Genomic DNA, 22,743 nt, shown 5'->3' with positions numbered 1-22,743 from the left:
GGACGAGGTGCTCTCAGCAGACTCCCAGGAAACGTCCGCCGAACGGCCAGGTCAGCCGCGCCCGTAGACCGACGGCTTCAGCACCCCGACGAACGGCAGGTCACGGTAGCGCTCGGCGTAGTCGAGGCCGTATCCGACGACGAACTCGTTCGGGATGTCGAACCCGACATACCGCACGGGGATGTTGACCTTCAGCGCGTCGGGCTTGCGCAGCAGCGCGACGACGTCGACCTGGGCCGCCGAGCGGCTCTCCAGGTATTTCAGCAGCCACGACAGCGTCAGCCCGGAGTCGACGATGTCCTCGACGACGATCACGTGCCGCCCGGCGATGTCCCGGTCGAGGTCCTTGAGAATCCGGACGACTCCCGAGGACGTCGTGCCCTGCCCGTACGACGAAACGGCCATGAACTCGAGCTCCACCGGCGGACCGACCCGCCCCAGCGCCCGCGCGAAGTCCGCCATGAACATGACGGCGCCCTTCAGCACGCCCACGAGCAGGATCGATTCGGCGTCGGCATGATCGGCCGCGACCTGCTTGGCGAGCTCCGCGGTCTTCTCGCGGATCTGCTCCTCGCTCACGATGACGTGGTCGATGTCGGACGAGTGCCAGGTGGTGCCGTCGGCCATGCGACAAGCCTGCACTATCGGCGGCGCCGGATCGACGCGGGGTGTCCCAATGAGAGACCTGTCTCGCTGCGGGTTTTCCGTCAGTACCCCATCGCCTGCCCGTCCGCGCGAGGCTCCGACCCCGCTGTGTAACCGGCCGCGGTCCGCCAGATCGCCTGCCCCATCCCGAACCAGCCCGGATCGCTCGCGACGAACACGTTGTGACCCCGTCGTCGCAATCCGTCCACCTCGGCGGCCAGTCCCGGCTCGACCAGCACGTCGAGGCCGCGATGCCAGTACCACCGGGGCCGGTCCAGCGCCGCCTGCGGATCGAGCCGCCCGTCCACGGTGGAAAGGACCACCTGGACGTGCCCCTGCGGCTGCATGTGCCCGCCCATCACGCCGAACGGGCCGACCGGCTCGCCACCGCGGGTCAGAAATGCCGGGATGATCGTGTGATACGGCCGCCGCCGCGGGCCGACCGCGTTCGGGTGCCCCTCGGCCAGCACGAACCCGGCGCCGCGGTCCTGCAGCCCGAAGCCGGTCCCGGGCGGCACCACGTAGGAGCCGAACCCCATGTAGTTCGACTGGATCAGGCTGACCATCCGCCCCGCCGGGTCGGCCGTGCACAGATACACGGTCCCACCCCGCCCCGGCTCGCCGGCGCCGTACCGCCCGGCCCGCTCCCCGATCAGCCCCCGCCGTCCGGCCAGGTAGCCGGGCTCCAGCAGTTCCCGCACGGGCCCGCCGGCGCCGGGATCGGCGACGAACGCGTGCGCGTCGGCGAACCCGAGCTTCATCGCCTCGATCTGCTCGTGCAGCGACGACTCGGCGTATCCGTCGAGCACACCCAGCGCGACGAGCGCCGCGATCCCCTGCCCGTTCGGCGGGATCTCCCAGACCTCGTGCCCGCGGTACGGCACGGAGATCGGCTCCACCCAGACCGACTCGTGCCCGGCCAGGTCGCCGGCCCGCAGGAGCCCGCCGGTCCGCTCGGCGTGCGCGACGATCGCGTTCGCGATGTCCCCGCGATAGAAGTCCTCGCTGCCGGTGCTCGCGATCCGCCGCAGCGTGTTCGCCGCATCGGGATTGCGCCACCGCTCCCCCGCGCGCGGCGCCCGCCCACCGAGCGTGAACACCCGCCCCCACTCCGCGAACTCCGCCCCGGCCAGCGTGGGGTACACCTGCTCGGCGTCGACCCGCCACGCTTCGGCAACGCGCGGCGACACGGGGTAACCGTCCTCGGCGTACGCGATCGCGTCGGCGAACAGCTCCGCGAACGGCAGCGACCCGAACCGCGCGTGCAGGTCCCGCCACCCGGCCGGCGCGCCCGGCACCGTGACGGGCAGCCATCCGCGCGTCGGCATCGCGAGTTCGGCGTCGCCCTGGTGCCCGCCGAGCCCGTCGGAGGCGCTGGTGGCCCCCGCGAGGGCCAGATCGCGCGTGAGCAGCGCCGGCGACCGCCCGGACGCGTTCAGCCCATGCAGCCGCTCCCCGTCCCAGACCAGCGCGAACAGGTCCCCGCCGATGTCGTTGGACCCCGGCTGCACCACGGTGAGCGCGACGGCGGTGGCGATGGCGGCGTCGATCGCGTTCCCGCCGCGCCGCAGCACGGCCAGCCCCGCACCGGCGGCGAGGCTCTGACTGGTCGCGACCACACCGCGAGGAGCGAAAACCGGAGAACGCCGGATTTCGTACCGCATGTGCCCGCCCTCCCCATCCGCCCGACCATGCCCACTCAGCAGACCACCGGACCGGCGCGGGGAACAGCCCCCTGATCCCGCCTCGGAGCTGTTCGCAACCGCGCTTCTGGCGTATGCGGCAACGCTCCCTGGCATGTGTGCACAGCACGACCGGACGACGTGTTCGGTCCGCCGTGACGATGCGCGCGGCGTGTCTCTGCGCACGTGCGCAGCGCACTGGCCATGTGCACAGCGCGTCCCGGCGCGCGTGTGCAGCACGGAGCCGGCGGGCTGGGGCGCTTGATCGGCGTCCGGGGAGCCTTGCCCGCAGCGTCCCGGGGAGCCTTTCCGCGGCGGGGAGTCGATGGGCTGAGGCGCCTCAGCGGCGCCCGTGCAGCCTTCCCGCGGCCCGGGACACAAACAGGCCACCGGGCAGCGCCACGGCACCCTGCCCGCGCCAGCGCACGATCAACGCGTCGAGGGCGTCCACGTGCCGGTGCGACAGGTCCGTGCCCGGCACCCCGAGGCGCAGCGCCCATGCGTGCAGCACCCGGCTGCGGATCGGACCCGGCATGCGACCCAGGTCCGCCACCCCCAGCCCGCCCGCGTCGTCGAGCGCCCCGTCCAGCGCCTCGGCGGCGAGCCCGTCGAGGTACGCGGAGTCCGCCCCGACCAGCCGAGCGGTCCGGGCCAGGTTGCCGACGACCCCCTCGCCGAGCGCGGCCACCAGCGGCCGCACCCGCGACCGGGCATAGGCCGCGTCCTCGTTGTGCGGGTCCTCCCACACCGCGAGCCCCTCGGCCGCGCAGGCCGCCCGGGTCTCGGCCCGGCTGACGTCGAGCAGCGGCCGCACGAAGAGCACCCCGTTGCGCACCCGCCGAGGCGGCATGCCCGCCAGCCCGCGGGGACCGGATCCCCGGGCCAGCGCCAGCAGCACCGTCTCCGCCTGGTCGTCCCGCGTGTGCCCGAGCAACACCATGGAGGCGCCGAGCTCGATCGCGGATGCCTCGAGCGCCGAGTACCGGGCCTCGCGAGCCGCCGCTTCCGGCCCCCCGGCACTCCCGACGCGGACGGTCCGCACCTGCACGGGCGCGAACCCGCGATCGACCGCCCAGTCGGCAAGGTCCCCGGCCCGCTCCGCGGACCCGTCCTGCAGCCCGTGGTCGACGGTCACGAGCCCGCAGCGAACCCCCATCCGCCGCGCCACGAACAACGCCCCCACGGCCAGCGCCATCGAGTCCGCCCCGCCCGAGCAGGCCACGAGCACCGTGTCCCCCGCGGAAACCCCGGCACCGACGCGAACGTCATCCCCCGCAGGAACCCCGGCACTGGCCTGAACGTCGTTCCCCGCAGGATCCCCGGAACTGGCCTGAACGTCGTTCCTCGCGGAAACCCCAGCATCGACGTGGACATCGTTCCCCGGGCGAGTCCCCGCACCGACGTGAGCGGCGCCGGCGAGCCGAGGCGGCGCGGCGGGGTCGGGTCCGGTGGCGGGCGCCCGCTCGGTGACAGCCGGGCTCCCGGCCGTTGGCGTGTGGTCCCGGGCCGCCATCGCCGTGGTCGAGTCCAGGAGCCGCGACATGTCCGCGGACGCCGAGGGCCGGGAGCCCGGAGCTGACTCGCCGCGAGCGGCCGGCTCCGGCAACTGCGGCGTCACAACGGACGCGGCGAGCCCGCGACCGAGACCTGGCTCGCCGCCAGCGGCCGGCTCCGGCAACTGCGGCGTCACAACGGACGCGGCGAGCCCGCGACCGAGACCTGGCTCGCCGCCAGCGGCCGGCTCCGGCAACTGCGGCGTCACAACGGACGCGGCGAGCCCGCGACCGAGACCTGGCTCGCCGCCAGCGGCCGGCTCCGGCAACTGCGGCGTAACCGGCGTAGCTATGGACGCGGCGAGCCCGCAGCCCAGACCTGGCTCGTCGCCGGTGTCCGGGTCCGGAGCGCCGCTGAGGGCGCGCCGGACCGCGTTGCGTACGGCGGCGACCGCCGGCGACAGCGCCGCCACTCGATCAGATGCTGCCGGCGGGCTTGGCCGGGCCCTCCGACCTGTCGTCCGAGGCGGCGGCGGGCGGGTCGGTCAGGTGCTCGGCGACCTCGGGGTCCGAGGACTCGGCGACGCGCATCGCCTCGCCCGGCTCGAAGGCGCCGATCGGCTCCGGTGCCGATTCGGTCGCGGCCGGCTCGGAGACCGCGTGCGCGGGCTCGCCACCGCCGGCGCCCGGCTCGACCTCGGCCGGCGCGTCGTCGACGTCGGTCCCGGCCGCGGAAGCCGGTTCGGCGTCAACATCGGTCGCCGCCGCGGAAACCGGCTCGGCGTCAGCCGTGGAAGCCGGCCCAGCGTCGGCCGCGGCGGAGGAGTCCGCTGCGGCAGGAGAGTCTGTCGCGGCGGACGAGTCCGTTGTGGTGGAAGAGTCCGTTGCGGCGGAAGTGCTGTGGGCCGCGGCCGACCAGGTGTCCGTCGCGGGTGCCGGCGGTACGACGGCCGGAGCGACCACGGCCGTGGACTCCTCCGGCGTCAGGCCCGCCACCTCGGTCGGCTCGGCGACGCCCGCCTCCGCCGGGGACTCGTCCAGCGGCTCGGGCACCGTCGGCACCGGGGCTGGCGGCTCCTCCACGGCCGAGTCCGAGCCCGAGGCCGCGACCGCGGACGCCGCGGCGGCCGAGCCCGGAGCGGTGATCGAGGACGGCGGGGTCGCGGCGGTCGAGCGGCTCAGGGCGCTCGACCCGAGGACCCGCACGATCCAGGCGTCGGGGTCGGAGAGCTCGTTGAGGCGCGGGATGGTCAGCGGGGACTGCCAGATGCGGTTGAAGCTCTCCATGCCGACGCGCTCGACGACGGCGTGGACGAACTTGCGCCCCTCCGCGTACTGCCGCATCTTCACGTCGATGCCGAGGAGCTTGCGCAGGACGCGGTCGAGGGGGTTGCCGGCCTCGCGCCGGCGGTTGAACTTGGCGCGGATGTCGTCGACCGTCGGTACGACATCGGGACCCACGCCATCCATCACGAACTCCGCGTGGCCCTCCAGCACCGTCATGAGTGCGGTCAGGCGGTCGAGCACCGCCTTCTGGCCCGGCGTCTGCACGAGATCGAGCACCGAGACGCGGCTGTCGGGGTCGCGGATCACGTCGGCGAGGGCGGTCACGCCCCGGCGCAGACGCTCGGCGAGCTGGTCCTGGTTGAGCTGGGACGCGTCGACGAAGGCGCCGACCTCACCCAGGAAGTACCCCCGCATCCACGGCACACCCGTGAACTGCACGCGGTGGGTGACCTCGTGCAGGCACACCCAGAGGCGGAAGTCGCGCGAGTTGGCGCCCAGCTTGCGCTCGGCCTCGACGATGTTCGGGGCGACGAGCAGCAGCTGGCCGGGGTCGGCGGAAAAGACTTCGTACTGCCCCAGGACCTTGCCGGAGAGGTAGGCCAGCACCGTGCCGGCCTGCACGCCGGTGAAGCGCGAGCCGATGGCCCCGACGATGGCGCCCGGTGGCTTGCCGCCCGCGAGCCGCTCGGCCAGCGGCTGGATGACCTCGCGCAGCCCCGCGATGTTGGTGGCGGCCCAGTCGCGGCGGTCGACGACGCGCACCGGCGGGCCCTGGATCATGGCCTTCAGGCCGGTGAACTCGGTGACGTGCCCGGAGGCCTCATCGGCCAGGCCGCGTAGGTCGGTGACGGCGTCCGCGGCCTCCTCGTATGACACCGCGGGGCCACTCTTGCCCAGCGCCGCGGCGGTTGCTGCGGCCAGATCCCAATCGACGAACTGCGCCATGACCCAACCGTACCCGCGCCGGGCCATGGCTGCGGGAGGTGGAAACCCTGAGTACACCCTGATCGACACAGCGTCACCACCACGGTGCTCAGTGACACCCACATGCGGCGAGAGCTGCGGCAACTCTGTCAAGGGCGACCACGGCCTGATCCGCGTTGGTGGTCTGGTCGGCCATGAACGCGAACGCCAGCGTGCGCCCGTCGGCGTCCACGACGACGCCGGCGAGCGAGTTGACACCGGTCAGCGTGCCGGTTTTCGCACGCACCAGCCCGGCGGCCGACCCGCCCTGGTCCGGCTTGAGGTAGCGCGTGGTAAGCGTTCCGGAGTACGCCGCGACCGGCAGACCGCTGAAGATCGAGTGCAGGTCGGCGCGGTCGGCCCGGGCGGCCATCGCCAGGACGGCGGTGAGCAGGGCCGGGGAGAGCCGGTCGTTGCGCGAGAAGCCACTGCCGTCGACCAGGCCGTAGGCGGTGACCGGCAGCCCGAGCTCCTCCAGGACGCTCTTCGTGGCCGCCGCGCCGCCCTCGAAGGAGGCCGGCTGGTTCTTGGCCAGCGCCACCTGCCGCGCGAGCGCGTCGGCGAGCACGTTGTCGCTCTCCTGCAGCATGAACTCGACCATGCGCGACATGGGCGCGGATTCGACCTTGCCGAGCTCCTTCGCGCCCTGCGGGGCGTTCCCGGCCGCGACGGCATTCGTCGGTACTCCCAATGCGCTCGCGAATGCCTGAGCCGCCTGGAGATCGGGCTTCGGGTACCGCTGGGCGTACTTCTGCTGCTTCTGCCGCCCGCCCTCGGTCATGATCGGCGTCATCACGGCACCGGAGCCGCCGGTCGTCGCGTCGGCGTCCCAGCCCGGCCCGATGCCGGAGCCGGTCCAGATGCTGACGTCGTACGTCACCTTGGTGGGGGCCTGGCCGCCGAGCGCCTCTTTCACCTGCTTGGCGAGATCGTCGATGCGGGCGGCGCCGGGGTAGTACGACGTCGGGAAGACCGCGAGCGTCGGGTCGCCGCCCGCGACGAGCACGACCTCGCCCGGCTGCGCGCCCGCGACCACCTTGGTCTCGATGCGGTACGCGGGCCCCCTCGCCGCGAGCGCGGCCGCCGCGGTCACGAGCTTGGTGGTCGAGGCCGGGGTCATCGCCGCGTCCGGCTCCGAGGAGTAGATGGTCTGCCCGGTCGCGACGTCCACGACCGACGCGGTGATGTGCGGCCCGAGCTGGGGCACGGCCAGCAGCGACTGCAGCGCCGCGGTGACCCCGGCCTGGGTCGGCAGCGGGGCCTGGGCGTCCGCGGCGGCGAGCACCGCCGGCGGCGCGGCCGGGGCCGTGCCGTCCGTCCAGTGCGTCTTCTGCCCGCCCGCGAGGCCGAGGCCATTGACGATCTGCGTTCCGGCGGAGACCGAGGCCAGGGCGGCGCCGAGTGCCAGGACCACCGCGACGACGGCGGCGATCAGGCCGGCCCGGCCGCGCGGTTGTGGTGTTTCCCTCGCCATCCGACCCTCCCCGTGATGCCCGACCGTGCCGTACGCGAGACTAATGGTCGGCGCAGCGGTGCGAGGGTGAGGAGTCGTCAGATGGACTTCGACGTCACGGTCGAAATCCCCAAGGGTCAGCGCAACAAGTACGAGGTCGACCACGCCACCGGCCGGATCCGGCTGGACCGGACGCTGTTCACCTCGACGCAGTACCCGGCCGACTACGGCTACATCGAGGGGACGCTCGGCCAGGACGAGGACCCGCTCGACGCGCTCGTGCTCGTGCAGTCCCCGACCTTCCCGGGCTGCCTGATCCGTTCCCGGGCGATCGGGATGTTCCGCATGACGGACGAGAAGGGCGGCGACGACAAGGTCCTGTGCGTCCCGGCCGACGACCCGCGGCTGGAGCACCTGCGGGACATCCACCACCTCGGCGAGTTCGACCGCCTGGAGATCCAGCACTTCTTCGAGGTCTACAAGGACCTCGAGCCCGGTAAGAGCGTCGAGGGCGCGACCTGGGTCGGCCGCGTCGAGGCGGAGGCGGAGATCGCCGAGTCGCGGCGCCGTTACGCCGAAGCCATCGCCGCGGGCACGTACCACGACCCCGGCGTGGCCCCGATCGCCCGCCCGGTCGACTAGACCGGCGGGTCACCGCGAAGGCGCCCGGTTCGTCCGACAACCGGGCGCCTTCGCGGTGTTCAGGGCACTTTTCGCGGCGCTCAGCGCCTTCGCTGTTTCCAGCGCCTTCGCGGTGTTCAGCGCCTTCGGTGCTCAGCGCCTTCGGTGCTCAGCGCCTTCGGTGCTCAGCGCCTTCGGTGCTCAGCGCCTTCGGTGCTCAGCGCCTTCGGTGCTCAGCGCCTTCGGTGTTTTCAGAGGAACAAGCCGTACAACCCCACAACCGCGCAGGCGAGCGGCACCACCGTGACCACGCACAGGGTGTCGAGCAGATCCGCCGCGCGCCCGAGGTAGGGCGAGGGCGGATGCGACGCCGCCCGCGCTCCCGCCACGGCGACGCCGAGCGCCACCAGCGGTACCACGGCAGCGACGATCCGGGCGTCGAACCCGGCGAACAGTGCGAGCAGGGCGAAACCCGCCACCCCGGCCCCGATCAGCGGCAGCCGTTGCCGGATGGTCAGGAAGGTGCGGGCGCGCAGCAGCAGCGCGGCCGCGGCGACCGCGACGAGCACGGTGCCCGAGACGTCCCCGGACCGGGCGAGCACCAGTGACCCGCCCACGGCGGCCGCGGCGAGCCCGATCAACATCCCCGTGAGCAGCTCGTCGGTGCGCGCGACGGCGGCGAAGATCCGGCCCCGGTCGGCGGCCGGCCCGCGCCCGCCCGGGGAGAGGTCGGCCGGCGTGGCCACGACCGGCATCGGCAGGCGGCCGAGCCGGATGGCCAGCAGCGGCAGCCCGGCCACGCCCGCCACCAGCACGGCGAGCAGCACCGCGGCCGCGGCGGCCGGGCGGGTCACGGTGGCGAGGAGCCCGGCCAGCGAGCCGAACACGCCCACGGTCGCGCCGGCCGCGAACAGCCGCATCAGGTGCGCGACACCGACGGCGCCGACGAGCGCGGCGAGCAGGAGCGCCACGGCTGCGAGCAGCGCGCGGTCCGGCGTCGCGGCGGCCGCGGGCGCCGCCAGCCACCCGCTGCGGCGGCCGCGAACGGCAGCGCGTAGGCGGCCAGGTTCGCACCGACCAGCGCGTCACCGTAGGCCCGCGACGCCGTGACGCCGGCCAGCAGCAGCCCGGCGGCGACGGCCGCGGCGGCCAGGGGCAGCTCGGCCCGCACGACGGCGATCAGCGCGACAAAAAGCCCGGCCCCGGCGACCCCGATCGCGGCCGCCCGGGTCGCGGCCGGGCCCCACGGCAGGCCCTGCCGGCGCGCGCCCGCGGCGATGGCCTCGACCACGTCGTCGTATTCCAGCTCGGGCCAGCCGGTGCGGGCCGGGACCAGGTGCAGGACGGTGCCGTCGCGCACCCCCTGCCCGGCCAGCCCGGCGGCGGTCGACAGCGTGGTGCCGTCGGCCCGCCGCAGCAGCCATCCGCCGTGCCGTTCACCCTCGTCGGCGAGCCCGTCGCCCGCGTGCCGCAGGAGCTCGGGAAGCAGTTCAGCCAGCGGTACCGCATCAGGCACCGCAACATCGACGCGCCGCCCGGGCGCGTTGATCGTGATGCGGGCCAGACCGGCCGCGGCAGTGGACATGGGCATAGAACTACCACGATCCGTCGGCACGCGTCGCCCCCGAGCGCCCGCCGATTTCACAGCGTGAACAAGTCGTCACGATCAATGGTCCGGGGCGGAAAAGTGTCGTACCCCTCACTTAGGGTTTCCGGCGTGACCACGGTCGTCGTGAAGCGTTCCCCGCGCCGGCCCGCTCCGGAGATCCCGAGCGGGGAGATCGTCGTGAGCCCACCGCCGGAGATCCCGCCGCCCCCCGCATCCCGCTGGCAGCAGCTGGTGCAGGTGGTGCCGATGCTCACCGGCACCGTCGCGACGGCCCTGCTCTTCGCCGGACGCGAGGGCGGGACCTACTCCTATGTCATCGGCGCCGTCTTCGGCTTCTCGACGCTCGGCATGCTGCTCACGTCCACCGGTGCCGGCTCGCCGAAGAAGGCCGAGATGGTCGCGGCCCGCCGGGAATACCTGCGCCACCTCGCCCAGCTGCGCCGGCGAGTGCGCGAGACCGCGGCCCGGCAGCGCACCGGTCTGCACTACCGGCACCCGGACCCGCACGCGCTCTGGTCCTCGGTCGACGGCTACCGGCTGTGGGAACGGCGAGCCACCGACGGTGACTTCGCCATCGTGCGGGTCGCGACCGGCCCGCAGACGCTCGCCACGCCGCTCATCCCGCCGGCGACCCGCCCGCTGCAGGACCTGGAGCCGATGACCGCGGCCGCGCTGCGAAGGTTCCTCGACGCCTACTCGGTGGTCCCCGGCCTCCCGGTGGCCGTCTCGCTGCGCAGCTTCGCCCGGGTCCACCTGCGCGCGGGGCGGGCCGCCTCCGGGCCGACCGGCGAGCACGACCCGGCGCGGGCGCTGGCCCGGGCCGTCCTCGCGCAGCTCACGGTGTTCCACGCGCCCGACGACCTGCTCGTCGCGGTCTGCGCCGGGCCCGACCGGCGCGCGTGGTGGGAGTGGACGAAGTGGCTGCCCCATGCCCTGCACCCCACTCGGACCGACGCGCTCGGCCCGGTACGCCTCTTCGCCGAGACCGCCGGGGAGCTCGAGGAGCGCCTCGACGACCTGCTGCGCAGCCGCGGCCGGTTCGACGCCGAGCGGGAGGGGCCGCCGACCGCGCCCTACATCGTGGTGGTGCTCGACGGCGGCGACCTGTCGGGCCGCGCGCACCTGGGCACCGACGGCGGCATCGACGGGGTGACCATCGTGGACCTCGACCGGGAGCCGCCGCGGCTGCTCGACCGGTCGGCGATCGTCCTGGACACCGTCGGCGGCCGGCTCGCCACGATCACCGCCGACCACGACGTCGCCGAGCCACCGCCGGCGATCGGGGTCGCCGACGCGCTCGACGTCGCCGAGGCCGAGGCCGTCGCCCGCCGGCTGGCGCCGCTGCGGCTGGCGGCCGCGACCGGCCTCGACGGGCCGCCGGGCGAGGGGCGGGACGCCGGTGCCGAGCTGGACTTCCCGGCGCTGCTGGAGATCGGCGACCCGGAGCGGCTGGACCTCGCGAAGTCGTGGGCCCCGCGGCCGCACCGCGACCGGCTGCGCATCGCGATCGGGGTCGGGCCGCAGGGCCAGCCGGTCGACCTGGACCTCAAGGAGTCGGCCGAGGACGGGATGGGCCCGCACGGGCTGCTCATCGGGGCGACCGGCTCCGGCAAGTCGGAGCTGCTGCGCACGCTGGTGCTCGGCCTCGCCGCGACGCACTCGTCCGAGACGCTCAACTTCGTGCTCATCGACTACAAGGGCGGCGCGACCTTCGCCCGGATGGACCGCCTCCCGCACGTGGCCGCGTTCATCTCCAACCTGCGCTCGGAGCTGCTGCTGGTCGACCGCATGACCGACGCGATCACCGGCGAGGTGGTCCGCCGCCAGGAGGTGCTGCGCCGGGCGGGCGACTACGACTCGGTCCGCGACTACGAGCGGGCCCGGGCCGGGGGTGCGCCGCTGGCCCCGCTGCCGAGCCTGCTGGTGGTGGTCGACGAGTTCAGCGAGCTGCTGGAGGCCAAGCCGGACTTCATCGACCTGTTCGTGCAGATCGGGCGGGTGGGCCGGTCGCTGGGCATCCACCTGCTGCTCGCCTCGCAGCGGCTGGAGGAGGGCCGGCTGCGGGGGCTGGACACGCACCTGTCGTACCGGATCGGCCTGCGCACCTTCAACTCGCTCGAGTCCCGGACGGTGCTGGGGGTGCCGGATGCGTACGAGCTGCCGAAGAAGCCCGGCGGGCACGGCATCCTCAAGTCCGGCACCGAGCCGCTGACCCGGTTCAAGGGCGCCTACGTGGGCGAGGTGTGGCGGCGGGCGGGGCGGGCCGCGGCGAGCGCCGGCGGCGACGGGCGGCCTCGGGTGATGGCATACGGGACGCGGTACGTGCCCGCGCCGCCCGCGCCCGAGCCCGAGCTGGAGCCGTCCGAGGCGCCGGAGGGCGAGAGCCTGCTCGACATCATCGTCGACCAGCTCGCCGGGCGGGGCGTGCCCGCGCACCAGGTGTGGCTGCCGCCGCTGGCCTCCTCGGCACCGCTGGACGACGTGCTCGGGCCGGTGGCGGTCGACCCCGGCCGCGGGCTGACCGTCACCGGCCCGCAGCTGCACGGAGCGCTCCAGGTGCCGGTCGCGCTCATCGACAACCCGCTCGAGCAGCGCCGGGACGTGCTGTGGTTCCGGCTCGACGGCGCCCAGGGGCACGTCGCGGTGGTGGGCGGGCCGCACAGCGGCAAGTCGGTGGCGCTGCGCACGCTGGTCACGGCCCTGGCGCTCACTCACACACCGGCCGAGATCCAGGTGTACTGCCTGGACTTCGGCGGCGGCCAGCTCGCCGCACTGCGGGAGCTGCCCCACGTCGGCGGGGTCGCGGGGCGCCTGGACGCCAACGCGGTCCGGCGCACGGTCGGCGAGGTCGCCGCCCTGCTCGCGGCGCGCGAGCAGCGCTTCGCCGCGGCCGGGATCGACGGGATGCCCACCTACCGGCGGCGGCGCGCGGCCGGCGGGCCCGGGAGCCCCGACGACGGCTGGGGCGACGTGTTCCTGGTCGTCGACGGCTGGCCCAGCGTGCGCAAGGACTACGAGGACCTTGTAGCGGTGGTGGTCGACATCGCCACGCGCGGGCTGTCCTACGGCATCCACGTGGTCGTCTCCGCCTCGCGCTGGATGGACTTCCAGTCCGGCCTCCGCGACCTGCTCGGGGCACGGATCGAGCTGCGGCTCGGCGACCCCGGCGACTCGTTCGGCCCGCGCCGGGCGGCCGCGGCCGTGCCGCTCGAGGCGCCGGGGCGCGGGATGACGCAGGACGGGCTGCACCTGCTCGTCGTGCAGCCGCGGCTGCACGGGGCCGAGCCCGCAGACCTGGTGCGGACGATCGCCTCGGCCTGGCCCGGCGCGCCCGCCCGGCCGGTGCGGATGCTCCCCGCGTCGGTGCCCTGGTCCGAGATCGCCGACGACGCCGACCCGGAGAACCCGCTCGCGCTGCCGATCGGCATCGCCGAGTCCGACCTGCGCCCGGTGCGCATCGACTTCGCGGTCGAGCCGCACCTGCTGGCCTTCGGCGACGCCGAGTGCGGCAAGTCGACGCTGCTGCGCGGCCTGGCGACCTCGATCAGCACCCGGTTCACGCCGGAGGAGGCGCGGATCGTGCTGATCGACCATCGGCGCAGCCTGCTCGGGGCGGTGCGGACGGAGCACCTGATCGGATACGGCACGGGGACGCAGCAGACCGTCGACCTCATCGCCTCGGTCGCGGACTACATGCAGCGGCGCCTGCCCGGGCCGGACGTGACCGAGGACCAGCTGCGCAACCGCAGCTGGTGGAGCGGGCCGCAGTGCTTCGTGCTGGTCGACGACTACGACCTGGTGCCGACGGCCGCCGGCAACCCGCTCACACCGCTGCTGCCCTACCTCGCGCAGGCCCGCGACATCGGGCTGCACCTGATCGTCGCCCGGCACAGCGGCGGCGTCGGACGCGCGCTCTTCGAGCCGGTGCTGCAGCGGCTGCGCGAGCTCGCTTCGCCGGTCGTGCTCATGTCGGGCGATCGGGACGAGAGCCTGGCCTTGAACAATGTGCGGTTCAGCGCTCTGCCGCCGGGCCGCGCTCGACTGGTCACACGGAAGGAGAGCGGCACGCTGATTCAGATCGCCGACTGCCCCGCCGCCTGACCCCCTTCGAGGCGGCCCACACACAGCCGTTCTGGGCCGGCGCGGGCCGGCGCGGGCTGGTGCGGGCCGGTGCCTTCGAGCCGGGCTGGGCCAGGCCAGGTCGGACCGCGTTGGGCCAGGCTGAGCTGCGCCGGGCCGGGTTGAGTCGGGCTGAGCTGCACCGGGCCGGGCCCGAGTTGGGGCCGCCGGAGTCGGGGCGCTGGAGTCGGAAGCGCCGCCCGAGTTGGGGTCGCCCGAGTTGGTGCACCGGGCCGATTGGTGCTGGGCACCGCGGCGGCCGGCTGGTCGCCGTGGCCGAGGAACATGCCGGGCGGGTTGCGGCCGGGCCATCCAGTGGGTTGGGCCGTGCGGGGTCGGGCAGCAGGAGGGCTCGACTCTGCCAGGCCGTGCCGCATCAGCCAGGTCGCGCGCCGACGCGCCGAACCGCGCTGTGGCCCCACGCGAACAGATCACGCACGGACGCCCCCGCCGCCGCACCCGGAACAAGCGCCTCCACCACCGGCCGCGCTACACCCCACCCGCCCAGCCGCGCAGAGACGCCTCGAACCAACCGCCGCCGCGCGCCCACACGAACACATCCACCCGCCGCGCCTCGACGCCTCGAACCAACCGCCGCCGCGCGCCCGCACAAAACACATCAGCCCGCCGCGCCTCGACGCCTCGCATCGCTCGGCGCGGCCGCCGGTCCGGACGGGTGAGTTACGAAGACGCTCGCGTGGCCGGAGTTGCCGACCGCGTGCTTCCCCAGCGTGGTGCGAGTGAGCCGGCGAGCGCTCCCCAGCACAGCGTCGGTGGGGCGGGGCGGGGGCGTGCGGAGGAGACGTTGTAAGCGCCGGGCCGAATGGGTTACCACCTTTCGGCGAGGTGTGGCCAGACGCCTGACAGATCCGACCAAGACGGTCCAGAATGTCTCCATCGCGCTCACCTCCATCGCCCGCGCCGCCGGCCGTGCCCTTGCTCTGGGGCTGTCGGCGGCGCTCGCCTGTGCGGTGGGGGTCGGGGTCGGGCCGGCGGCCGCGGTCGCGTACGAGGCCCGCGGCGAGCAGTGGCAGCTCACCGCCCTCGACGCGCGCGATGCCTGGAAGGTCTCGACCGGCAAGGGCGTGATCGTCGCCGTCATCGACAGCGGGGTGGACGCCACCCACCCGGATCTTGCCGGGCAGGTGCTGCCGGGGCTGGATCTCGTCGACCCCGCGGCGGGGGACGAGGGGACGGTCGACCCGGTCGGGCACGGTACGACCGTCGCCGGGCTCATCGCGGGCAACAACCGGAATCGTTCGGGGGCCGGGGGGATCGCGCCCGGGGCCAAGATCCTGCCGATCCGGGTGCTGGACACGGCGAACAAGTACGACGATCCGGGTGTCGTGGCCAAGGCGGTGCACTGGGCGGTGGACCACCGGGCCTCGGTGATCAACCTTTCGCTCGGGGGAGCGCTGCGCAGCGAGGTGATCGCGGAGGCGCTGCGGTACGCGGCGGCGCACGATGTCGTGGTCGTCGCGTGTACCGGCAACATCGCCACCGACCCGTCGATCCACCAGGTCTGGTACCCGGCGCGGGAGCCCGGAGTCGTGGCGGTGGCCGGCCTCGGCGCGCGGACCGGCACCTCCAAGGGTGACGTGCTCTGGTCCGGCTCGCTCACCGGGCCCGAGACGGTGCTGACCGCCCCGGCGGTGGAGCTCACCGGGGCGAAGCCCGGCGGCGGGTACTGGCAGGTGCAGGGCACCAGCTTCGCGACCCCGCTTGTGGCCGGGGCGGCCTCGCTGGTGCGCGCCCGGTTCCCGAAGATGAGCGCCGCGAACGTCATCAACCGGCTCATCGGCACGGCCAAGGACCTCGGGCCCAAGGGGCGCGACGACCGGTTCGGCTACGGCGAGGTGGACCCGGTCGCGGCGCTGCGCGACACCGTCGGGGAGGTCGCGACCAACCCGCTCGCCGAGGACGCCTCGGGGCCGGGACCGGCGGTGGCCCCGGCCGGCGACGAGCGGGCCGAGGACGCGGAGGCCGGGCCGCTGCGGCCGGGCGGGGCGGCGCCGATGCCGGAGACGTCCGCGGAGCCGGACCTGCGGCAGCTGGCCGACGACGCGCGCACGGAGGCCGGCGCGGTCGCGGGCCTCACGGCGGTGCTGGTGATCTCCCTCGCGGGCGCTTCCGGCGTACTCCTCCATCACCGCCGCCGCGCCCGGAACTCGACCACGCTGTAACCGCCGCGCACGGTCCGGACCCGAGCCGCCATGGCGGCCGAAGACGCTCGGCGGAGTGCCAGTGCGCGGGAGGCTAGGCGCACTCCCCCGTCTGCGTCGGGTCGGTATGCTGCTTGCCCGCCTCGGCGACCTGCGACGCCTCGTCCGCCGTCACCGCGAAGCCCGTCTGCGGATCGTCCGCCGCCGCGGCGAAGATGACCCCGATGACCTGGCCGTCCGTGGACAGCAGCGGGCCGCCGGAGTTGCCGGAGCGGACCAGCGCCCGGATCGTGTAGATCTCCCGGGTCACCTTGTCCTTGTCGTAGATGTCCGGGCCGGTGATGTCGCGGTGGTCGCGGATGCGGGCCGACTGCGCGTCGTACGGCCCGTCGAGCGGGTACCCGAGCACGATCGCGTCGTCGTTGGACTCGGCCTTCTTCGCGGCGAAGGGCAGGACCGGGGCGTTGAGGCTCTTGACGTAGAGGACCGCGATGTCCCGCTTCGGGTCGTAGGCGACCACGGTCGCGGGCAGCGGGCGCGAGGAGCCGTCGACGAGGACGCTCACGGTCTTGGTGCCGGCGACGACGTGGGCGTTGGTCATGACGCGGTTCTGGGAGTACACGAAGCCGGAGCCCTCGATGCGCCGCGAGCAGCTCGGCGCCTGGCCGAGGACCTTGACCACGGACTTCTTGGCGTTCTTGACCAGCTCGGAGCCCGCGAGCTTCGGGTCCGGCGGCGAGACCTCCTTGACCCGGGTCGGCGAGAGCCCGTCGAACACGTCCGGGAAGCCGCGGGTGTCGACGGTGTCGCGCAGCGCCTGGGAGAGCGCGTCGGCCTGGGCCGGCATCGCCTTGTCGACCACGTTCAGGATGATCGAGTTGCTGACCGAGCGGGCCAGCCAGGGCAGCGACGACGTGCTCAGCGGGGCGGCGACCAGCCAGACGACGAGGAGCACGGCCACGACCGAGACGACGGCGCCGCCCGCGTTGTCGACGGCCTGGGCGTTGCGGCTGACGATCGCGTTGCGCAGCCGGTTGCCCACGAAGCTCGCGAGGGCCTGGCCGGCGACGGCGAGGCCGAAGACCGCGGAGAGCGACACGACCACGCGGGCCTGGTCGGAGGAGAAGAACTGCTCGGCGATCATCGGACCGAGCTGCAGACCGAGCAGCGCGCCCCCGAAGAACCCGACGAACGACAGCAGACCGACGAGAAAGCCCTGGCGATATCCGTTGATGGCGAACATCACCATGAGGAGCAGGAGGACGAGATCGATCACGCTGCCAGACACGCATTCAACGTACAGGTGTGGCACCAGATGTCGGCAGTTCCTCGACCCGGCCGGTCGGCCACTCCACCGCCCATCCGCCGAGTTCCAGCAGCGTGGAGAGCACACCGGCGGTGAAGCCCCAGACCAACATGTCGTGAATCCGAAACGCCGGGCCGATCCATCCGCTGGGGTGGCGAAGCCGCAGGCGGTGGGCGGGATCGACCAGCTCGCGGATGGGGAGGCGCTCGACGCGGGCCACCTCGCGCGGGTCGGCCGGGCCGACCGGGTGCGGCTCGCGCCACCAGGCGAGGACCGGCGTGACGAGGAAGTTGCTCACCGGGATCCACAGCGTCGGCAAGGTCGTGATGACCTCGACCGAACTCGCGTCCAGGCCGACCTCCTCCTCGGCCTCGCGCAGCGCGCACGCGATCGAGTCGGCGTCGCCCGGGTCGACCGCGCCGCCGGGGAACGCGGGCTGGCCGGCGTGGTTGCGCATGTCCGCGGCCCGCTGCAGCAGCAGGATGTCGGGGCCGGTGACCGGGTCCTCGCCGAAGAGCACGAGCACCGCGCTCTGCCGGCGGCCCTCCCCGTCGGGCGTGGGCAGGCGCGTGAAGTCGGCCGCGTCGGTGTTGCGGATGTTGGTGAGCAGCGGCTCGAACCAGCCGGGCAGCTGCGTGGGCGGCTCGGTCACGCCGCCACCCCCAGATGCTGCCGGGCCAGCTCCCGCAGCTTGTCCGCGGTGAGCGCCGGGCCCTGGTAGGCGTACACGATGCGCCCGCCCGGGGCCACGAACAGCGTCGCGGGCAGCGTGACCAGCGCCTTGGACACCAGCGGGCTCGCCGCCACCGCGAACTGCTGACCCTGGTCCTCCAGCATCGGGAAGGTCAGCTTCGCGTCCGTGATCACCGACTGGGCCTGGTCGTGGCGGTCCTTGGTGACGATGCCGACCACGCGTACCTTCCCGCCCGCCGCGACCTGCTCGAGCGCGGGCAGCTCCTCGCGGCACGGCGCGCACCACGAGGCCCACAGGTTCACGACCGTCGGCTCGGAGCCGAGGTCGGCCACGTCGATGTACCGGCCGCCGTCGAAGCAGGGCAGCGCCATGGCCGGCAGCTGGGGGCCGGACGCGGCCGCGGCCGGGGCCGAGGTGGTCGCCTTCTCGATGCAGCGCGGGCCGGTGCTCGCCGCGGTCTCGCCGGCCGTCGGAGCCTTCACGTCCGCGGTGCAGGCCGCGAGCGCCGCGACCGTTGCGAGCAGGGCCGCGGCGAGCCGGAGCCGCCTCACAGGACCAGCTCCGCGAGCTCGCCCGCGCGCGGGCCCTTGAGCAGCTTGACGGCCGCCTCCACCTCGGTCGGGCCCAGACCGTACGACGGGCAGTCCTTGCGCAGCGTGCACGCCCCGCAGGCCGGTTTGCGCGCGTGGCAGACGCGGCGGCCGTGGAAGATCATCCGGTGCGAGAGCATCGTCCAGTCCCGCGGCGCGAACAGCACCGCGACGGCGAACTCGATCTTCACCGGGTCGGTCTCCTCCGTCCACTTCCAGCGGTGGACCATGCGCTGGAAGTGGGTGTCGACCGTGATGCCGGGCACGTCGAAGGCGTTGCCGAGGATCACGTTGGCGGTCTTGCGCCCGATCCCGGGCAGCGCGACGAGCTCCTTCAGCGTTCCCGGTACCTCACCGCCGTGCCGCTCCACCAGCGCCTGCCCGAGCCCGATGAGCGACTCGGTCTTGTTGCGGAAGAAGCCGGTCGGCTTGATGAGCTCCTGCATCTCGATCGGGTCGGCCGCGGCGTACGCGGCGGCGTCCGGGTATCGCGCGAACAGCTTCGGCGTCACCTGGTTGACGCGCTCGTCGGTGCACTGGGCGGACAGGATGGTGGCGACGGCGAGCTCGAGCGGAGTGGTGAAGTCGAGCTCGCAGTGCGCGTCGGGATGGATCGTCACGAGGGCGCGGCCCATCCGCCGCGCCCGCCGCTTCAACGCCAACGCGGTCTCGGTCACGCAACGACAATACGTCGCCCGGTACGGCCCCCGATCGAGCGACTCCGTCACAGTCAACCAGCCGCTTATTGCAACGCCGGCCGGACGCCCCGGCACCGAGGCGTCAGGAGGCCGCGGGCTGCGTGATCGTGCCGTCCTGCGCGATCTGGGCGCCGGTCTTCGGGAAGTCCTGCTTCGTCAGGTTCGAGACGAACGGGATGGCCTGCTTCTTCGGGTCGGGCTTGGGCAGCCCGGGCGCGACCATGTAGGTGGCGGTGAGCTTTCCGGCCTTGAACGTACCGTCACCGAGCAGCGTCACCTTCAGCACGCCGCCGATGCCGACCGTCCCGTTGTAGGACAGCGCCTTGTAGCCCGCGAAGTTGCCGAGGCTGTAGGCGATCAGCCGCCCCTTGTAGAACTCCATCGCGCGCATCACGTGCGGCCCGTGCCCGATGACCAGGTCGGCGCCGGCGTCGATGACGCGGTGGCTGAAGGCGACCGGGTTGCAGCGGTTCTCGCCGAGGAACATCTCGGTCTCGTTCTTCGCGTGCGTCTTGTCGGAGCCCTCGGCGCCCATGTGGACCTGCACGACCACGAGGTCGGCCTTGGTCGTGGCCTCCTTGACGATCTTCTCCGCGGCGTCGAGGTCGGAGCAGAGGTTCGACCACTTGTAGGAGGCGAATCCGATCACCGCGATCTTCACGCCCTTGGCCTCGCCGACCGAGATGTCGCCCGGCCAGCCCGTGTACTTGATGCCGGCCCCGTCCAGCGTCTTCTGCGAGTTCTTGTAGCCGACCTCGCCGTAGTCGTAGGCGTGGTTGTTGGCCATGTTCATCATCTTGAAGCCGGCGTCGGTGAGGTTCTGTACGTAGGCCGGCGGGGTGCGGAAGGCGAAGCAGGTCTTGCCGGCGGTGTCGGCCGAGCACTTGCCCACGCCGGTGTCGTCGGTCAGCACCTGCTCGAGGTTGCCCATCTGGAAGTCCGCGACCAGATACTCCTTCACCGGGTCGAAGAAGCCCTTGCCGTTGTTCGGCGGCAGCCCGCCCGGGGCCATGCCCATGACGATGTCGCCGGTCGCGCTCAGCGTGATGCCCTCCGCCGGGCCGGGGACCGCGCCGGCGGCGGGCGCGGACGAACCGCCCCCGGCCGCGTCGGAGCCGCCGCCCCCCTGCGGCTGCTGGGCTGGGCCCTGGGTCGAGGCGGGCTTGTCGTCGCCGCCGCCGAGGAAGGTGGCCGCGCCCGCCGTTCCGGCGCCGATGACCACGGCGGCCACCGCGCCCAGGATGATCGCGGTGCGCCGGCCGCCGCCGGAGCGGGCGGGCGGCGGATCGCCGGGCAGCGGCAGCTTGCGCCGGCCCGCGCGCTCCTCGGGCTCGTAGGCCCGGGCGGAGTAGAGGTCCTCGGGGCGCCGCTGCTGCCCGGGCGCCGGCTCGAACAGGGGCGCGACCGGCGGGGAGCCGTAGACCTGGCCGGAGACCGGACCGGTGCGGTCGGCGCCGAACGAGCCGCCGCCCCAGACGTTGCCGGAGCCGGGCTCCGGGGTGGGCTCCGGGCGCGGGTTGCGGCCCGCCGCGAATCCGTCGAAACGACCCGTGGGCGCCCCGTAACCTCCGGCCGCTCCCGTCGGTTGCTCAGGGTGAGAGGGCGCAGGGCCGCGCCGCTCCGGCTGCTCGGGCTGCTCGTCCGGCCAGCGGGAGGGTCCGCCGTACACCGTCATGCGATCCACTCCACCACTCGGCGACGCCCCGAACTCACGGCGAGCACGGGCTGGTCGTGTCCGACGCGAAGATATCGCACCCCCGCGAGCGGCGGGCCGCCCTTGCGGAGGACGACCCAGCCGCAGGTCGCGCGGTACCATCTCCGCCTGCCCACCCTCGGTGAACACGATCCCGTATGCATAAACTGGCGTTCGCGCGATCGCTTCGCAGCGGAGAGGACGCGCCGAGGATACGAGGTGGACGCGATGGACGAGGTACTGGCGCGGAGCGGGATTTTCCAGGGGGTCGAGGCCGACGCCGCGGAGTCGCTCGCCAAGGAGATGGAGACGATCGACGTTCGCAAGGGCGAGGTCGTGTTCAGCGAGGGCGAGCCGGGCGACAGTCTCTACATCGTGCTGTCCGGCAAGATCAAGGTGGGCCGCCGCGCGGCCGACGGCCGGCAGAACCTGATCGCCGTCATGGGCCCGAGCGACATGGTCGGCGAGCTGTCGCTGTTCGACCCCGGGCCGCGCACCGCCACCGCCACCGCCGTGCTCGACACGCGGCTGGCCCGGCTGCGCAAGCAGGCGCTGCGGCCGTGGCTGACCAACCGGCCGGAGATCGCCGAGCAGCTGCTGCGCGTGCTGGCCCGCCGCCTGCGCCGCACCAACGACTCGCTGGCCGACCTCATCTTCACCGACGTGCCCGGCCGCGTGGCCAAGACGCTGCTGCAGATGGCGGGCCGCTTCGGCACCCGCGACGGCGGCGTGCTGCGGGTCAACCACGACCTCACGCAGGAGGAGATGGCCCAGCTCGTCGGCGCCTCCCGCGAGACGGTCAACAAGGCCCTGGCCGACTTCGCCTCCCGCGGCTGGCTGCGGCTGGACGGCAAGAGCGTGATCATCATGGACCCCGAGCGCCTCGCCCGCCGAGCCCGCGTCTGAGAGCGCTCGGCGCGGGCCGAGCATGACTCGGGTCCGCCGGGGGCACGACCGTCGCTCCCGCCAGGCACCGCTGGGCGCTGCGCGCCGACGCTGCCAGGTCCGCCGCTGGTCCCCCTCAAAGCGCCGGGAAGCAGAACCGGACAGCTCCAAGAAGAAAAGGCCGCCCAGACACCCCGGGCGGCTTTTCTCGGCACCAAAAACAATCAGTCTTGACTGTTTGTTTCCGGGCGAGGACCCTGAGAGGCATGCAGGAACGCAGCCGGGTCACGCAGCGGCGCCTGCTCGAGGCCACCGTCGAGTGCCTCTACGAGTTCGGCTGGTCCGGCGCCACCACCACGGTCATCGCCGAGCGCGCCGGCGTCTCCCGCGGCGCCCAGCTGCACCACTACCCCACTCGCGCCGCGCTGGTGCTGGCCGCCGTGCAGCACCTGGCCGAGCGGCGGGCCGAGGAGATCCGGGTCGAGGCCGCCGCGCTGACCGGCGACCGGCAGGAGCGCCTGGACCGGGTCGTCGAGCTGCTCGCGGCCGCGTTCACCGGCCCGCTGTTCGTCGCGGCCCTGGAGGTCTGGGTCGCCGCGCGCACCGACGCCGAGCTGCGAGACGCGCTCGTGCCGCTCGAGGCGCGGGTCGGCCGCGAGATGCACCGGCTCACCGTCGACGTGCTGGGCGCGGACGAGTCGCGGCCGGGCGTGCGCGAGGCCGTGCAGGCGACGCTCGACCTGCTGCGCGGGCTGGGCGTGGCGAACCTGCTCACCGACGACACCCCGCGCCGCACCCTGCTCCTGGCGGCCTGGAAGCACCAGCTGGCGAAGCTGATATAGG

Annotated in this window: 14 protein-coding genes and 2 pseudogenes; 5 read left to right on the top strand and 11 right to left on the bottom strand. The window is 73.7% G+C overall.

Going from position 1 to position 22,743, the window contains the following annotated elements:
- Positions 1-51: 51 nt before the first annotated feature.
- The 5 genes and pseudogenes from hpt to dacB form a co-directional block, all read right to left on the bottom strand.
- The gene (gene hpt / locus ACQP1P_RS02735; protein WP_433082780.1) at positions 52-627 is read right to left on the bottom strand and encodes a hypoxanthine phosphoribosyltransferase; all 576 of its coding nucleotides are present in this window, start codon (positions 625-627) and stop codon (positions 52-54) included.
- An 80-nt stretch (positions 628-707) separates the two neighbouring features.
- Positions 708-2,264: a gamma-glutamyltransferase family protein gene (locus tag ACQP1P_RS02730; RefSeq protein ID WP_433082778.1), complete on the bottom strand. Its 1,557-nt coding sequence runs from the start codon at positions 2,262-2,264 to the stop codon at positions 708-710.
- 403 nt (positions 2,265-2,667) lie between these two features.
- Positions 2,668-3,555 (bottom strand): tRNA lysidine(34) synthetase TilS, encoded by an 888-nt coding sequence (tilS, locus tag ACQP1P_RS02725; RefSeq protein ID WP_433082776.1) that lies wholly within the window; start codon positions 3,553-3,555, stop codon positions 2,668-2,670.
- Positions 3,556-5,011: 1,456 nt separating this feature from the next.
- Positions 5,012-6,052, bottom strand: a pseudogene (locus tag ACQP1P_RS02720) (zinc-dependent metalloprotease); the annotation flags it as partial.
- A gap of 88 nt (positions 6,053-6,140) precedes the next feature.
- Positions 6,141-7,544, bottom strand: coding sequence for a D-alanyl-D-alanine carboxypeptidase/D-alanyl-D-alanine endopeptidase (gene dacB, locus ACQP1P_RS02715; protein WP_433082774.1), 1,404 nt, complete (start codon positions 7,542-7,544; stop codon positions 6,141-6,143).
- An 81-nt stretch (positions 7,545-7,625) separates the two neighbouring features.
- Between dacB and ACQP1P_RS02710 the strand changes: the two genes are divergently transcribed.
- A complete protein-coding gene (locus ACQP1P_RS02710) occupies positions 7,626-8,165 on the top strand; it encodes an inorganic diphosphatase (protein ID WP_350612361.1) in 540 nt (179 codons plus the stop codon).
- A 230-nt stretch (positions 8,166-8,395) separates the two neighbouring features.
- Here the strand turns inward: ACQP1P_RS02710 and eccD are convergent.
- Positions 8,396-9,729 (bottom strand): annotated as a pseudogene (gene eccD / locus ACQP1P_RS02705) (type VII secretion integral membrane protein EccD).
- Positions 9,730-9,861: 132 nt separating this feature from the next.
- Here eccD and eccCa point away from each other — a divergent pair.
- Positions 9,862-13,854: a type VII secretion protein EccCa gene (eccCa, locus tag ACQP1P_RS02700; protein WP_433082771.1), complete on the top strand. Its 3,993-nt coding sequence runs from the start codon at positions 9,862-9,864 to the stop codon at positions 13,852-13,854.
- An 866-nt stretch (positions 13,855-14,720) separates the two neighbouring features.
- The gene (gene mycP / locus ACQP1P_RS02695) at positions 14,721-16,055 is read left to right on the top strand and encodes a type VII secretion-associated serine protease mycosin (RefSeq protein ID WP_433082769.1); all 1,335 of its coding nucleotides are present in this window, start codon (positions 14,721-14,723) and stop codon (positions 16,053-16,055) included.
- A gap of 73 nt (positions 16,056-16,128) precedes the next feature.
- Here the strand turns inward: mycP and ACQP1P_RS02690 are convergent, their stop codons facing one another.
- From ACQP1P_RS02690 to ACQP1P_RS02670, 5 genes are all read right to left on the bottom strand, one after another.
- Positions 16,129-17,283 (bottom strand): MarP family serine protease, encoded by a 1,155-nt coding sequence (locus tag ACQP1P_RS02690; RefSeq protein WP_433089792.1) that lies wholly within the window; start codon positions 17,281-17,283, stop codon positions 16,129-16,131.
- A 43-nt stretch (positions 17,284-17,326) separates the two neighbouring features.
- Positions 17,327-17,992, bottom strand: coding sequence for an NUDIX hydrolase (locus ACQP1P_RS02685; protein ID WP_433082767.1), 666 nt, complete (start codon positions 17,990-17,992; stop codon positions 17,327-17,329).
- Positions 17,989-18,585: a TlpA family protein disulfide reductase gene (locus ACQP1P_RS02680; protein ID WP_433082765.1), complete on the bottom strand. Its 597-nt coding sequence runs from the start codon at positions 18,583-18,585 to the stop codon at positions 17,989-17,991. Before ACQP1P_RS02680 ends, ACQP1P_RS02685 begins: the two co-directional genes overlap by 4 nt.
- Positions 18,582-19,259 (bottom strand): endonuclease III, encoded by a 678-nt coding sequence (gene nth / locus ACQP1P_RS02675; protein ID WP_433089790.1) that lies wholly within the window; start codon positions 19,257-19,259, stop codon positions 18,582-18,584. The genes ACQP1P_RS02680 and nth overlap by 4 nt, the downstream gene beginning before the upstream one ends.
- Positions 19,260-19,404: 145 nt before the next feature.
- Positions 19,405-20,619 (bottom strand): CapA family protein, encoded by a 1,215-nt coding sequence (locus ACQP1P_RS02670; RefSeq protein WP_433089788.1) that lies wholly within the window; start codon positions 20,617-20,619, stop codon positions 19,405-19,407.
- Positions 20,620-21,243: 624 nt separating this feature from the next.
- Between ACQP1P_RS02670 and ACQP1P_RS02665 the strand changes: the two genes are divergently transcribed.
- Both ACQP1P_RS02665 and ACQP1P_RS02660 read left to right on the top strand, forming a co-directional pair.
- Positions 21,244-21,921: a Crp/Fnr family transcriptional regulator gene (locus ACQP1P_RS02665; RefSeq protein WP_426509797.1), complete on the top strand. Its 678-nt coding sequence runs from the start codon at positions 21,244-21,246 to the stop codon at positions 21,919-21,921.
- Between the two features lie 245 nt (positions 21,922-22,166).
- Positions 22,167-22,742: a TetR/AcrR family transcriptional regulator gene (locus ACQP1P_RS02660; RefSeq protein ID WP_433082763.1), complete on the top strand. Its 576-nt coding sequence runs from the start codon at positions 22,167-22,169 to the stop codon at positions 22,740-22,742.
- The last annotated feature ends 1 nt before the right edge of the window (position 22,743 follow it).

Source organism: Dactylosporangium sp. CA-052675 (assembly GCF_050947935.1).
Classification (GTDB): Bacteria; Actinomycetota; Actinomycetes; order Mycobacteriales; family Micromonosporaceae; genus Dactylosporangium.
Note: the sequence above shows the minus strand (reverse complement) of the source record. Positions and strands in the feature narration are given on the sequence as shown.

What these genes read in the sequence shown, in the direction of transcription:
- hpt (WP_433082780.1), bottom strand. Translation starts at nt 627, where the DNA reads ATGGCCGACGGCACCACCTGGCACTCGTCCGACATCGACCACGTCATC.
- dacB (WP_433082774.1), bottom strand. Translation starts at nt 7,544, where the DNA reads ATGGCGAGGGAAACACCACAACCGCGCGGCCGGGCCGGCCTGATCGCC.
- ACQP1P_RS02710 (WP_350612361.1), top strand. Translation starts at nt 7,626, where the DNA reads ATGGACTTCGACGTCACGGTCGAAATCCCCAAGGGTCAGCGCAACAAG.
- ACQP1P_RS02690 (WP_433089792.1), bottom strand. Translation starts at nt 17,283, where the DNA reads ATGGTGATGTTCGCCATCAACGGATATCGCCAGGGCTTTCTCGTCGGT.
- nth (WP_433089790.1), bottom strand. Translation starts at nt 19,259, where the DNA reads ATGGGCCGCGCCCTCGTGACGATCCATCCCGACGCGCACTGCGAGCTC.
- ACQP1P_RS02665 (WP_426509797.1), top strand. Translation starts at nt 21,244, where the DNA reads ATGGACGAGGTACTGGCGCGGAGCGGGATTTTCCAGGGGGTCGAGGCC.
- ACQP1P_RS02660 (WP_433082763.1), top strand. Translation starts at nt 22,167, where the DNA reads ATGCAGGAACGCAGCCGGGTCACGCAGCGGCGCCTGCTCGAGGCCACC.